The sequence below is a fragment of the Corynebacterium lactis RW2-5 genome, assembly GCF_001274895.1.
Taxonomy (GTDB): Bacteria; Actinomycetota; Actinomycetes; order Mycobacteriales; family Mycobacteriaceae; genus Corynebacterium; species Corynebacterium lactis.
In genome coordinates this window covers 1-14,058 of sequence record NZ_CP006841.1, presented here as the reverse complement: position 1 = coordinate 14,058, position 14,058 = coordinate 1, and the positions used below count along the sequence as shown (strand labels likewise).

Annotated in this window: 10 protein-coding genes and 2 tRNA genes; 2 read left to right on the top strand and 10 right to left on the bottom strand. The window is 58.4% G+C overall.

Annotation, left to right across the window (positions count from 1 at the left end; genetic code table 11):
• Nucleotides 1-155: 155 nt before the first annotated feature.
• The 4 genes from CLAC_RS00050 to gyrA form a co-directional block, all read right to left on the bottom strand.
• Nucleotides 156-228: transfer RNA gene (locus CLAC_RS00050), tRNA-Ala, on the bottom strand.
• A 27-nt stretch (nt 229-255) separates the two neighbouring features.
• Nucleotides 256-329: transfer RNA gene (locus tag CLAC_RS00045), tRNA-Ile, on the bottom strand.
• 77 nt (nt 330-406) lie between these two features.
• On the bottom strand, nt 407-739 hold the full coding sequence (locus CLAC_RS00040; RefSeq protein WP_053411177.1) for a DUF3566 domain-containing protein: 333 nt from the start codon (nt 737-739) through the stop codon (nt 407-409).
• Between the two features lie 3 nt (nt 740-742).
• A complete protein-coding gene (gene gyrA, locus CLAC_RS00035; protein WP_245622049.1) occupies nt 743-3,262 on the bottom strand; it encodes a DNA gyrase subunit A in 2,520 nt (839 codons plus the stop codon).
• 494 nt (nt 3,263-3,756) lie between these two features.
• Here gyrA and CLAC_RS12150 point away from each other — a divergent pair, with 494 nt between their 5' ends.
• Nucleotides 3,757-4,104, top strand: coding sequence for a hypothetical protein (locus tag CLAC_RS12150; RefSeq protein WP_082312910.1), 348 nt, complete (start codon nt 3,757-3,759; stop codon nt 4,102-4,104).
• Here CLAC_RS12150 and CLAC_RS12145 read toward each other — a convergent pair.
• Nucleotides 4,101-5,153, bottom strand: a complete 1,053-nt coding sequence (locus CLAC_RS12145) for an alpha/beta fold hydrolase (protein WP_245621899.1) — start codon at nt 5,151-5,153, stop codon at nt 4,101-4,103. The genes CLAC_RS12150 and CLAC_RS12145 overlap by 4 nt on opposite strands.
• 3 nt (nt 5,154-5,156) lie before the next feature.
• On the opposite strand from CLAC_RS12145, the gene CLAC_RS00030 reads away from it, so the two are divergent.
• Entirely contained in the window at nt 5,157-6,611 is a 1,455-nt protein-coding gene (locus CLAC_RS00030) for a lipase family protein (protein ID WP_245621898.1), read from the top strand.
• A gap of 92 nt (nt 6,612-6,703) precedes the next feature.
• On the opposite strand, the gene gyrB is transcribed toward CLAC_RS00030, so the two are convergent.
• From gyrB to dnaA, 5 genes are all read right to left on the bottom strand, one after another.
• A complete protein-coding gene (gyrB, locus tag CLAC_RS00025; protein ID WP_053411174.1) occupies nt 6,704-8,743 on the bottom strand; it encodes a DNA topoisomerase (ATP-hydrolyzing) subunit B in 2,040 nt (679 codons plus the stop codon).
• Between the two features lie 201 nt (nt 8,744-8,944).
• A complete protein-coding gene (locus tag CLAC_RS00020) occupies nt 8,945-9,574 on the bottom strand; it encodes a DciA family protein (RefSeq protein ID WP_053411173.1) in 630 nt (209 codons plus the stop codon).
• Nucleotides 9,571-10,791 (bottom strand): DNA replication/repair protein RecF, encoded by a 1,221-nt coding sequence (gene recF / locus CLAC_RS00015; protein WP_053411172.1) that lies wholly within the window; start codon nt 10,789-10,791, stop codon nt 9,571-9,573. Before recF ends, CLAC_RS00020 begins: the two co-directional genes overlap by 4 nt.
• Entirely contained in the window at nt 10,791-11,981 is a 1,191-nt protein-coding gene (gene dnaN, locus CLAC_RS00010; RefSeq protein ID WP_053411171.1) for a DNA polymerase III subunit beta, read from the bottom strand. Before dnaN ends, recF begins: the two co-directional genes overlap by 1 nt.
• 421 nt (nt 11,982-12,402) lie before the next feature.
• Entirely contained in the window at nt 12,403-14,058 is a 1,656-nt protein-coding gene (gene dnaA / locus CLAC_RS00005; protein WP_053411170.1) for a chromosomal replication initiator protein DnaA, read from the bottom strand.

Genomic DNA, 14,058 nt, shown 5'->3' with positions numbered 1-14,058 from the left:
AACCTTCACAACGCCACTAAGCGCCCGCCAAACAACCCAGCGCCCACTTCGCCCCAAAAAACACGCGCGCGCAACCAGACCCGCCCGACGAGTAACCCCACCGCATAAAGAAAAACCCAGGCCGTAAAAACGACCTGGGTTTTCCTGTTCCAGTGTGGAGCTTAGGGGAATCGAACCCCTGACCTCCTGCTTGCAAAGCAGGTGCTCTACCAATTGAGCTAAAGCCCCGTTCCCGACCAAACTATTTGTTCGGAGTGGGCCTAGGAGGACTTGAACCTCCGACCCCTTCGTTATCAGCGAAGTGCTCTAACCGCCTGAGCTATAGGCCCGTGGAACGAGATATAACTTAACCCGTAACACGTGCACTTCACAAATCGCCTGGTCAGGAGCATATTTTTTAGCAGTTTTAAGCATCGTCGGAAAGCGACACCTTAATGCCGCCAACCAAATCACTGCAGGCGTTGTAGACGACAGCGCCAATCGCCATGAGGCCAACGGTGAGGATCCACCACAGCAGCCCTACGGCCGCAGCGATGCCAAGCACGAGTCCCGCTCTAATGGTGTCCTCACCGCCGACAAGTTCGCTAATCGGGGCGAGGAGCCCCATCCCAGCGAGGATCAGGTACAGCAGCCCCACGGCCGCCATCCAGACCAGAAAGGCGATGAAGCCGACGGCAGACGTGATTTTCAAGGCGGACCACGGGCTCACCTTGCGAACCACGAGTTGCGTGTCAGCCATTAGCTACTCCTTCTCAGAGTCCGACGCCGACCCGGCGGAATCACCGTTGTCGCCTGCAACGTTAGTGTTTCGCTGCGGGACGACGTCCAGGGTTCCGGTCTCGGAGACCTTAGATGCGGTCTCCTCGCCCTCTTCCTCGACGTTGCGGTCGATAGCGAGCAGTTCCACGCCGTCGGCGAGGTTGACCAGGCGCACGCCCTTGGTGGCGCGAGAGGTCGCACGGATCTCGTTGACGTTGGTACGGATGATGTCGCCGGCGGAGGTGACGGCGAAAATCTCGTCGTCGTTGTCCACGACCAGCGCGCCCATCAGCGGCCCGCGCTTCGGGTCGTACTTCAGAGTCAGGACACCCATACCGCCACGGCCCTGAGCCGCGTACTCGGCGAGCTTGGTCTTCTTGCCGTAACCGCCGGTGGTAGCAACGAGCAGGCTGTGATCCTCTTCGACAACAACCATGCTGAGCAGCTTGTCGTCGCCCTTGAAGCGCATACCCGTCACACCTGCGGTGGCACGGCCCATCGGCCGCAGCACATCGTCGGAGGCGTTGAAGCGGATGGCCTGGCCGCGCTCGGAGACCAACAGCAGGTCGTCGTCAGCCGAGCACAGGCGAGCGCCAATCAGGGAGTCCCCCTCGCGCAGGTTGATGGCGATCAGGCCTGCGGAGCGTGCGGACTCGTAGTCCTCCAGGCGAGACTTCTTGACCTTGCCCTCGTGGGTGGCCAGGACCAGATACGGGCTGTCCTGGTAACTCTGGATCTGAAGAACCTCTGCGATGCGCTCCTCCGGCTGGAACTCCAGCAGGTTGGCCACATGCTGACCACGGGCAGCGCGAGTCGCCTCGGGCAGCTCGTAGGCCTTGAGCCGGTAGACGCGACCCTTGTTGGTGAAGAACAAGATCCAGTCGTGGGTGGAGCAGACGAAGAAGTGGCGAACGATATCGTCCTGCTTCAGATCTGCACCGCGCACGCCTTTGCCACCGCGGCGCTGAGCCTTGTAGGCATCGACCTTCGTGCGCTTGGCGTAGCCGGTGGAGGTAATCGTGACAACGACGTTCTCGCGGGCAATCAGGTCTTCCTCTGTCACGTCGCCTTCTGCGGCAACGATCTGGGTGCGGCGCTCGTCGCCGTACTTTTCGACGACCTCGGCCAGCTCGGCCTTAACAATGGCGCGCTGGCGCTCCGGGGAGGCCAGGATGTCCTTCAGGTCGGCGATCTCTTCCTCGATATCGGCCAACTCGTCGATGATCTTCTGACGCTCGAGAGCTGCCAGGCGACGCAGCTGCATCGCCAGGATGGCGTCTGCCTGAATCTCGTCGATATCGAGCAGTTCCATTAGGCCGGTGCGAGCGGTATCAACCGTCGCAGAACGGCGAATGAGGGCGATGACCTCGTCCAACATGTCCAGGGCCTTAACCAGACCGCGGAGGATGTGTGCGCGCTTTTCCTTCTCGTCCAGGCGGAACTGGGTGCGCCTGACAATGACCTCAATCTGGTGCGCCACATACAGCGTGACCATCTGGTCAATGCGCAGGGTGCGCGGCACACCGTCGACGATGGAGAGCATGTTCGCGCCGAAGCTGGTCTGCAGCTGCGAGTGCTTGTACAGGTTGTTGAGCACCACGCGCGGCACCGCGTCTCGCTTGAGCTTGACGACGATACGCATGCCCCACTTCAGGTCCGTCTCATCATCGATGGAGGCGATGCCCTGCAGACGTCCATCCTTGACCTGATCTGCGATATTGGCGATCATGCGGTCCGGGTTGACCTGGTACGGCAGCTCCGTGATGACGATGGACTGGCGGTTGCCCTCCTGCTCGATCGTCGTCACACCGCGCATGCGGATGGAACCACGGCCGGTGGTGTAGGCCTCCTTGATGCCCTTGTCGCCGACAATCTGCGCAGCGGTCGGGAAATCCGGGCCCTTGATGCGCTCCATGACCGCATCGAGGGTGGTCTTCTCGTCCGCGTCCGGGTTGTCCAGGCACCAGTTGATGGCATCTGCGACCTCGCGCAGGTTGTGCGGCGGGATGTTGGTGGCCATACCGACGGCGATACCGCCGGAGCCGTTCATCAGCAGCTGCGGCACGCGCGAGGGCAGGATGACCGGCTCAGTGGTGCGGCCGTCGTAGTTGGGCTGGAAGTCGACGGTGTTTTCGCGGATGTCGCGCACCATTTCCATGGCCAGCGGGGTGAGGCGGGCCTCGGTGTAACGCATTGCCGCGGGGCCGTCGTCACCGCGGGAACCGAAGTTACCCTGGCCGTCGACCAGCGGGTAGCGCATGTTCCACGGCTGTGCCATGCGGACCATGGTGTCGTAAATCGCGGCGTCACCGTGGGGGTGGTAGTTACCCATGGTGTCCGAGACCGGCTTCGCTGACTTCACGTAGCCGCGCTCCGGGCGGTAGCCGTTGTCGAACATCGCGTACAGGATGCGGCGGTGCACCGGCTTGAGGCCGTCTCGGACCTCCGGCAGTGCACGGCCGACGATGACGCTCATGGCGTAGTCGATGTAGCTCGACTGCATCTCTTCATTGATGTCTATCGGACGAACTTGGTCGCTTGAATTTCCATCGCCGAAGAGCGAGCCATCGTTGTTATTGTCGTCGCTCACTTAGGGATTCCTTTTCTTCAAAAAGTAGTCCCTTTAATACTACAGGCCTTTACACGCTGTTTTAACCCACCATAAACTCAATATCGGTATCATTATGGTATCACTATGGCGAGCATCAAGGATGCTTACCGCTAAAACCGAAAGACAGGTCACGAGGCAAGTTATCTATGGCAATGACACTTAGGCTCAGCACAGAAGAAGATGCTGCATTGAACCTTCTTGCTGGCAGTCAGGGAATCTCTAAACAAGAGGCAGTGAAACGAGCAATCACCAACGAAGCGCGCCGTAGCTTGACCACAACCGAGGCCCGCCGAATCATTGCTCAAGTTACCGACAATGAACTCGCACTACTTCGATCACTGCTTTGATCAGGGAGTTTACCTGGAGAACCATAAAAAGGAGACTGCATGTTTCATGTGAAACATCTGCATGAGGGTGTCATCCTCGCCGCCATAAATGCACTGCGCGCTGAGCTGACCGAGCTAGACAACCTACGCATAGATCGTCCATGGGCAATTCCGGCGCTTGTTGCAGCTATTCAGAAGCCTGTTTGCGGAGAAGTATTTCACAGGAATCCACAACATGCGGCGCATACAGCGGCAGAGGCAACGTTGCGGCTAGCCCCCTTAAATACAGGAAATCTAGCACTCGCTGGATTATTAGCGGTGCTAGTACTTAATTTTTCGGGAGAAGAGATGACTCTTGAAGAAACAATTGGCCAAGGAATACTGCCCGATGTCGAGCAATATGGCTAGTCCTCGTACACCGACCAAGTGGGAATTTCTTCAATAAACCGCTCAAACCTGTCCGCTACTGCCTGCGGTTCGCGTGCCCATCGATTATGGCCTAGTCGCTGGTCAATGAACGTAAACTTCGCAGCGCGCGGTAGGCGCGAAGCCAGATCCATTGCCGAATCAGGCGGACAATCACGATCAGCAGCACACGTAATCATCAATGTGGGAGTGGTTACTTGTTGCATCTCTCGCTCGTACTGAAAGTTCGTATGATGCACCTGTAAACGACCAGTTCGAGAAAACCCTGCCCACTCACGCACATGAGTACCAGCCTGACGGCCGTATCCCGCTAAATCCAATTTCGAAGCCGGCCAGTATCCAAAAATACGGGCAATGACTTGCATCAATGGAGCACCCCAACGCAAACGCTTGTACTCCCGCCCTTTAAAACGAATATAGTGCGGCGTTCCAGAACCAATGGTGATAAGCCCGTCGATGTCTGCTTCAGGTCGACTCAGATACAGCGATGCAATCTGTCCTCCCATGGAGTGACACATCATATAGACGGGCAGCCGCCCCGTTTCTTCGGACTCAAACTCCCGACGAGCCACATTCACTGCAGTCGGGTAGTCAATGGATGCAAGATCGTGATAGCCCCAATCGTGTCGTCGTGAAGCCACTGCAGTTTGAGCTCCTTGACCGCGCAACTCTGATGTGAGCACGCAAAAACCGCGACGCTGCAGCTCCTGAGCCATCGGCCGATAGTACCTCGCACCCATACCAAAGCCCGGCCACAGGACGACTATTCCACGGGGTGTTCCATCAGGGCGACGTAGCGCCATCGGAGTAATTGAGCCATCTGGAAGCTGTTGACGGACCAACAGCGGGTCGCGAGACGGCTGGCCATCAGTCATCACGCCTCGCTTAGTTTGGATATCAAACTTATCACGCATGCCGAGAATAATAACGGTTTGGTTACGAGCTGTCACATTGGCCCCAAAATTTGCCAAAACAGCACCAAAGGAGTCATTTACTGACAGTACTAAACTATGCAAAACGATATAATTCATAGGTTGGCTCGACGCCTCCTGCGTGGCGCAATCGCTGCTGCCACCACATCAACACTCATATTCACCGCAACACCGGCGACAGCCGCACCGATTCTGCCTGAATTTGGTATTCCGCTTGGTTACTCTGACCCATCAATCAGTATCGGTGGCGCAGAAACCAAGTTGCCCCAATTCAATGACCTAAGCATCGATCCGGAGACTCTGAAGAGTCCAACGGGCGATGGAGAAGAAAAGAAGCAGCCAGATCCACGTACCCAGGACGACGAATACGATCCCTTTTACGACACCTCCACTGTCGCCATCGGCAAGCCCGGCAGCGTCTTGCGAACTCAATCTGCCCCAGTCGCGCCGATGCCCAAGGGAATCGACTATCCACTACCATCTTCCGTAACCAAAGTCCTGTACTCTTCCAAGCTTCACGACGGCACTCCAACTGCAATCAGCGGGTACCTTGTCGAGCCATCTGTCCCGTGGACTGGCAAAGGCGCACGTCCCACAGTTGTGATTGGTCGCGGCACTGTTGGACAAGGTGACAAATGCGCGCCAAGCCGCAACTGGCCACTTAACGGTCAGCCCGATCCCATTTCATCGAATCGCCTAGTAGCTCTAGAGGGACTCTATGATTGGGCTTTCGCCGCAGAGGGCGTCCGCGTTTTCGTCACTGACTATGTCGGTATGGGCACACCGGGCATTCATACGTATATGAACCGAAAGGAGCAGGGTCACGCCATGCTCGACGGTGCTCGCGCTGCTTTGAACCTTGCTGGAGATAAAGGCGAAGCCCCAGGTAAAGTTGCATTTTATGGCCACTCTCAAGGTGGCGGGGCATCCGCTGCTGCGGCAGAGATGATAAGTTCCTACGCACCGGATCTCGACGGTGCTGCTGCCTACGCATCTGCACCACCGGCTGATCTGGATGCTGTGCAAGCAAATATTGACGGCTCCGATCTAGTTGGGGCTATTGGGTTTACAATTAATGGCCTTGTGGCCCGCTACCCCGCCGTGGCCGATGACATGAAGAAGCATTTGTCAGAAAAGGGACAAGAGACTCTCGATGACCTTGCAACCATGTGCACCAATGAGATTGTCTCGGCCTACGGTCACCAGACCACCAGCACGTGGACGAAGGATGGGCGTTCCCTGGATCAGCTTCTCGACGATGTACCCACTGGCCGCCAGGCAATGCAGGAACAATTTATTGGATCTGTGAAGCCCGGCGTCCCAACTATGGTGGTTTCAGGCAAGCACGACCTAAATGTCGAATACGGCCAGGCCCGTACCCTATCGCGTAACTGGTGCTCCCTCGGTGGTGAAGTTATCTATCGCGATGACGTCCTGCCTGAAATCAAAGGGTACAACCATTTTGCCCAGGCAATCTCTGGTGCCCCGTTTGGATTGACTTTCATCCTGTCCAAGTTCAATGACGTTCCGGTTTCCGGTAGCTGCCAGGGAATTTAAAGAACTTGGGCACTAGCTTTTGCCCTAAACACGAAAATGGCCAAACCTCAACATCAGTGGTTTGGCCATTTTCTATGCGTGAAGCAGATCAGCTAGACGTCCAGGAAGCGGACATCCTTGGCATTGCGGGTGATAAAGGAGCGACGCGACGCGACATCGTCGCCCATCAGGATGGTGAATAGCTCGTCGGCCTTCTGAGCATCCTCCAGGGTGACCTGACGCAGCACGCGGTGAGTTGGATCCATGGTGGTTTCCCACAGCTCGGAGGCGTTCATCTCACCCAAACCCTTGTAGCGCTGGATACCGTCATCCTTGTTAATTTTGCGGTTAGCAGCCAGTCCTTCCTCCACCAGCTGATCGCGCTCTGCGTCGGAGTATGCATATCCCGGCTCACCCTTGCCCCACTTCAGCTTGTACAGCGGCGGCTGAGCCAAGTAGACGTGGCCTTCGTCGATAAGCGGGCGCATCAGGCGGAACAGTAGGGTCAGAAGCAGCGTGGCAATGTGCTGGCCGTCGACGTCGGCGTCGGCCATAAGGACAATCTTGTGGTAGCGCAGCTTCTCGATATCGAACTCGTCGTGGATACCGGTACCTAGCGCGGTAATAATCGCCTGGACCTCGGCGTTCTTCAGGGTCTTGTCCAGGCGCGCCTTCTCCACGTTCAGGATCTTGCCTCGCAGCGGCAGAATCGCCTGGAACATCGAGTTACGGCCCGACTTCGCGGAACCACCTGCGGAGTCACCCTCCACAATGAAGAGCTCGGACTGCTTCGGGTCCTTCGAGCGACAATCCGCCAGCTTGCCCGGAAGACCGCCAAGATCCGTCGCGGACTTACGACGCACCAGGTCACGGGCCTTGCGAGCCGCCTGGCGGGCATGCGCCGAGGAGATTGCCTTGTTCACAATCGCCTTGGCCTCGGCCGGATTGGCCTCCAGCCAGTGGCCGATGTGCTCGTTGGCCATGCGCTGGACAAAGGAGCGAACCTCGGTGTTACCCAGCTTGGTCTTCGTCTGACCCTCGAACTGCGGATCCGCAACCTTGACGGAGATTACCGCGGCGAGGCCCTCACGGCAGTCCTCACCGGTGAGGTTGTTCTCCTTGTCCTTGAGCAGCTTGTGCTCGCGGGCGTAGCGGTTCATCAGCGAGGTCAGTGCGGAGCGGAAGCCCTCCTCATGGGTACCGCCCTCGATGGTGTTGATCGTGTTGGCGAAGGTGTGCACCGACTCGGAGAAGCCGGAGTTCCACTGCATCGCAATCTCGACCTCGTGGCCTTCGCCTGCCGCGTCGAAGGAAACGATGGTCGGGTGGATGATCGTCTTCGACTTGTTCAGGGTCTCGACGTAGTCACGCAGGCCATTCGGGTAGTGGAAGACCTTGCGCTTTTCCTTCGGCTTAGAGGTCTTTTCGGCTTTTTCCTGCTGCTCCTCGTCCGCGTCCTTCGCGACCGCTGCAGCCTCGGTCTCAGCTTCCTCAGCCAGAGCCTCGGCCTCGAGCTCCTCTTCGGAGACACGCTTGTCCACCAGCGTGATGGTCAGGCCCTTGTTCAAAAACGCCATCTCGCGCAGGCGACGGGCAATGGTGTCGAACTTGAACTCGGTAGTTTCGAAAATCTCGGGGTCAGCCCAGAAGCGCTGGGTGGTGCCCGAGCCGCGGGTCTTCTTACCCTTGATTAGCTCCGCTGGGACCGCGTGATCGAAGTTCTGGTACCAGGTGTATCCGTCGCGGATGACCTCGGTCTCCATCTTCGTCGACAGCGCGTTGACCACCGAAATACCGACACCGTGCAGACCACCGGAGACCGCGTAGGACTCGGAGTCGAACTTGCCGCCGGCGTGCAACTGAGTCATGACAACCTGGACGGTCGGCATACCCGTCGGGTGCATCTCCACCGGAATGCCACGGCCGTCATCGCGGACCTCGACACCGCCATCTTCCAGAAGGGTGACCTCGACATTTGTCGCGTAACCGGCCATGGCCTCGTCGACGGAGTTATCTACGACCTCCCACACCAGGTGGTGCAGGCCGCGCTCACCGGTCGAACCGATGTACATGCCCGGTCGCTTACGCACAGCTTCCAGACCCTCGAGAATCGTGATCGATGAGGCGTCATAATGATGTTCGGTAGCAGCCACTGTAGGCGCGTCTCCTATTCTTCTTTCTTCCGCCCGCCACAATCGGCGCACGAAAAGCAGGCCGACGGACACGTCCCCGAAATGTTGGGAGTTTGGTCGCCTGCCGACATTCCCCACCATCTTACCCCACGTAGTCCCCTACTGTGGTGAGGGCCAGGTCGCTAAAATGCCCAAATTAGGCAATTTTTGGCGATAGTCGCTTTAACCGTACGTATCACGCGGCCCTCGCCCCTCAATATGCAAGCGGCCTTTGCGCCAATTAGGTGCCTTCGGGCCGAGAATCTTCAGCTCCTCCACGACTCCGTCACCGACGCGGTCCGCAATCGATTTGAGCACCTGCCGCTGCGCCAGCCGCAGCTGCGTTGCCCACGCCGTCGACCTGCATTCGACAACCAGGGTTCCGTCCTTAAACTCCCGGACCTGCGAATGCTCCGCGACGACCTTGCCGACCATCTGTTCCCATTCGGTCATAATCACACCGTGCGCGATGTGAATCTGCCAGCCACGGTCCACAATCGCCTTGTTCAGCACCGCACCAATCGGCGCGGGCCGACGGTCGTACTTCCGGTACAGCCGAATGCCACTCTCACGCAGCAGACTCGGCGGAATCATCGTGCCCGCGCGGTCTCTAACCTCCGCCTGCTTTTCCCTCTGCTTTTCGACGTCGCCAACTATCTCCGCCGCAGCCTTATTCGGCGCAGGTGCCTCGAGACCAGTCCATGCACCGTTCTTCTTCGGTGGCCGCTGCAAGTTGGGAAGCTTGTGACCTCCTTCTTTCGCAGCCTCACGCATGCGGTTGAAAACGTCACTGACCAGGTCTTTGTCGCTCATAGTTCCACGTCCGAATCAGCCTCGGCACCGGCCCGATTGGCATCCAGCAGTGAAATTCGCCCCTGCTCAGTCTGTTCCACGGTCACCGTGTGATACGCGACCGAGGAGTCCTCGACCAGCGCCCTCGGCAGCTCCTCTCCCACCGCCGAAGTGATTAGAACCTGCTCCGCCTGCTGAGCAATCTCCATCAGCGCTTCACGACGGAGCCTATCGAGCTCGGCAAAAACGTCATCCAGCACCAAGATGGGGTCCGGGCCCTCGGACTTTAAAAGGAAGTAAGCGCCCAACCTCAATGCGAGAGCAAAAGACCACGTCTCGCCATGGCTGGCAAAACCCTTGGCCGGATCATTGCCGAGAACCAGTTCCAGGTCGTCGCGGTGAGGGCCGACCAGGCAAGATCCCCTCTCAATTTCGGCTGTGCGACGCGAGGCCATTTTCGTCAGAAGCAGCGCCTCCAAAAGCTCCGGGTCTCCAGGCAGACCCTCCGGTCCTGACGCATCCAGCTTCGGGGCATAGGAAATCGACGCCGGACGCGAGTGAGGTGCCAACGTTTGGTAGGCCACTGCGACGTGTTCGGCCAGTTCTTCGATGAGCTCCATCCTCGCCGCCATCAAAGTAGCGCCTACCTGCGCTAACTGCGCATCCCAGGTGTCCAGGGTCGCCAGCGCCGCCTGCCCCTCAGACGAGGAATAGCCGCGTCGCAGCGATGCACCGGCCGACTTCAGCAGGGCATTTTTCTGCCGCAGAATCTTGTCGTACTGGATGCGCGTGCCCGCCATAGCGGGGCGTCGTAAAGCGAGAAGGTCATCCACATACCGGCGGCGACCTGCGGGATCACCCTTGACCAGCGAGAGATCCTCCGGCGCGAAGAACACGGACTTCACGATGCCCAGAAGCTCGCGCGGGGATTTCAGTCGAGTCCGGTTAATCTGTGCCTGGTTCGCGCGGTGGGGATTGATCAGCAGGTGAGCGGACAGCTCGCGGCCATCGTTGACCGCCGTCGCAGAGATCCGCGCGGACGAGGACCCCGAGCGCACCAGCGGGGCGTCGGTGGAGACGCGGTGGGAGCTGAGCGTCGAAAGGTATCCGACAGCCTCGACGATATTGGTCTTGCCGTAGCCATTTTGCCCGGTAAACACGGTGATTCCGGGCTCGATGTCGATTTCCACCTCCGGCCAGGAGCGGAAATCACGCAGGGACAAAAACCGAATATGCATTAGCCCGGCAAGCGGACCGGCATCAGGAGATAGGTGAAGTCGGTCTCCGGAGTTGCGAACTGGCCGTCCTCGTCGGCAGACGGAAGAGACTCCGGCTCCGGAATGAGGATTGCCGGACGGGATGGCTGGGTGAAGCCGAGGAGGACGCGGTGGGAACGAACTGCGGAGAGTCCCTCCAGCAGGTACTGCGGATTGAACGCGATGAGCAGCGGTTCACCGTGGAAATCGCAGGCCACGACCTCTTCCGCGTGGCCGACCTCATCACCGTGTGCAGAGAGGACAACCTGTCCGTCACTGAAGTCCATGCGAATCTGGGCGCCGTGGTCGGCCATCAGGGAAACACGGCGGATGGCGTCCTGCAGCTGGTCGACGCGGGCGACGGCCATGGAGGTGTGCTGCTTCGGAAGCAGCGGGCGGAATTTGGGGAATTCCGCATCGAGGAGTCGCGTGGTGGTGCGGCGGGGTTCGGCGAGGATCGCGAGCATACCCTCGGAGCCAATGTCGCGGCCATCACTGCCGTCACCAAAGGCCAAGGTCACGGGCTCGCTGGAACTGGTATCGAGGGTGCGGGCGGTCTCCGAGAAGGTCTTCGCCGGGATGAGTAGCTTAGTTTCGCCCTCGGGAATCTGGTTCCACTCGAAAGTGCGCACCGCAAGGCGGAAACGGTCAGTGGCTGCGAGAGTTACCTCGTTGCCGTCAGTCTCCATACGGATACCGGTCAGCATCGGAAGCGACTCATCCTTGCCAGCAGCCACGGCTACCTGGCTGATGGCCTCGGCCAACAGGCTGGCGTCAATCGTGCCGGTGTCGGCCGGGGCGACCGGAAGCTGCGGGTAGTCCTCCAGTGTCAGGCTGGGCAGCTCGAAGCGTGAAGAACCACACTTCACAATCACCTTCGTACCATTGAAGTGGAGCTCTACCTGCTTATTCGGAAGCTTCGAGACGATATCGGAGACCAGCTTGCCGTTAACTGCAAAGCGTCCTGGCTCATCAACCTCAGCGCTAATGCGAATCTGAGTTGAGACCTCGTAGTCGTATCCGGCGAGCTGAAGCCCCTCATCGTCTGCGAGGAAAACCATTCCTCGAAGAATCGGCTGAGTCGGACGAGAGGGCAGATTACGAGCAACCCAGCTCACTGCACCCGCGAGATCGTCCTTTGCCGCGCGAATACGGACTTCGGTCTGCTCCATCGTTCCTCCACCGTGAAATTACGAGTAATTCAACGTACAACTCTAGCGGACTGGCCGCACAGGAGCGCAATGGAACTGATACCTGGAGTTGGAATTACAGGATTCATGGATTAGCTCGGGGTTGTACGCAGGGCCCCTTTTAACAAAAGTTTCTTGAGAGCTTAAGGGTTGGAAGTAGTAATAGGGGCTGTGCACATTGTGTAATTCACCCATCGTCGCTGCTCCACAGGCTTTTTCTCCTGTGCGCAAGCCGTTGGAAGGATTGTGGATAACTTCCGCGGATTGTGGATAGTTTCGGAGAAACGAACTCTATCCACAGATTCTGATTTTTATCCACAGATCTGTGCACTGAAATTGGCGGGTTAATCACAAGTTTTAAGCCTCCCTCGACGAAAAGGAAGAGGGAGGCTGCTGCAGCTGTTTAGGAATTACCGCGGGCGCGGTCGCGAATTCGCGTAGTTAGGTCGTTGACCTGGTCTTTTGAGGGCTTCTTCTCCGCGATTTCCTTCACAATCTTGCGTTCGGCGTGCAAGACGGTGCTGTGATCTCGGTTGCCGAACTCACGGCCAATCGATGGCAGAGACAATTCCGTGAAAGAGCGAGTCAGGTACATCGCAATCTGACGTGCGTGCGCCACAGGGCGGGTCTTACCTGGCCCAATCAAGTCGGCGACGGTCAGATCGAAGTACTCGGCGGTGGTGGAGATAATAATCTCCGGCGTAATCTGCACTTCCACGGCATCCGAGCCCAGGATTTCCTGAGCAAACTTCAGGGTCACGGGCTCGTGAATCATGGAAGCATGCGCGCTGACCTGCAGCAGGCGCCCCTCGAGCTCGCGGATCGACGAAGATGTGTTCTCGGCAATGTACTGGAGGACGTCGTGCGACACGGTTAGGTCGGACAGCTGAGCCTTCTTAGACAGAATGGCGATTCGCGTTTCCAAATCCGGGAATTGCAGGTCCGGATTCAGACCCCATTCGAATCGGGTACGCAGGCGATCTTCGAGGGTTTTAAGCTCTCGCGGAGGGCGGTCCGAGGACAGCACAATCTGGTGATTCGACTGGTGGAGCGCGTTAAAAGTGTGGAAGAACTCCTCCTGGGTGCCTTCCTTGCCCTCCAAGAACTGGATGTCATCGATGATGAGCATGTCCAAGTCGCGGTAGCGGCGCTTGAATGACTCCTGAGCGTCGTCGCGCACCGAGTTGATGAAGTCGTTAGTAAATTCTTCGGAGGAAACGTAACGAACCCGCAGGTTGGGGTACAGATTCTTCGCGTAGTGGCCGATGCCGTGCAGGAGGTGAGTCTTGCCCAGGCCAGAGCCGCCGGAGATGAATAGCGGGTTGTAGGTGCGACCGGGGGCCTCGGCCACCGCGATTGCAGCTGCTGCAGCGAACTTGTTCTGCGGGCCGATGACAAAGGTTTCGAAGGTGTAGGCCGGGTTGAGCGTGGGCTCCTCGAAGGGCTTGCTCATCTGATCCGGGGTGCCGTGGTTGACGGCGCCGAATTGACGCTGATTGTGCTGGTCAGCCGCAGTTGCGGGGTGAGTGTGGGAGGCCGCTGTAGTCTGCGCAGTCGGCACATCCAGTGCTTCCAGATCTCTTGTGCCGAGGTCCCTTGCATCGCGCGCCGAAGCCTGATGCGTGACCTCGTGGTGCCCGACCGATGGTGTTGGCTGAGCGGACTGTGCCGGCTGTGTCGGCTGCGAGGGCGAAGCTCCCTGTGCTGCCTGCGGGCTTGTTCCCCAGGATGATTGCCCGGATCCACGATTGTCATCACCTTCAGCCTCGGCCGGATCCGCAACCGTGATGACGGTTTCCAGCTGCTCACCCGTCAAGTGCTCTAGGACAGTTTCGATCGTGCCCTTGAGCTCTTCCTTTACAAGAGCCTGCACAATGTTGGATTCGGTGCTGAGCAGGAAAAACCCCGGAAAATCACCGGTGTGAGTAACTGATCGGAGGAGAGCCTTGTGCGGTGCGCGCAATGGGGCGATACCTAGCTCCGGCGCCCCCGTAGGGGAGGTCAGGATGGAGACCACCTGGTCCCACAGTCCTCCGGAGTGCTCGGGTTGATCGGTCAC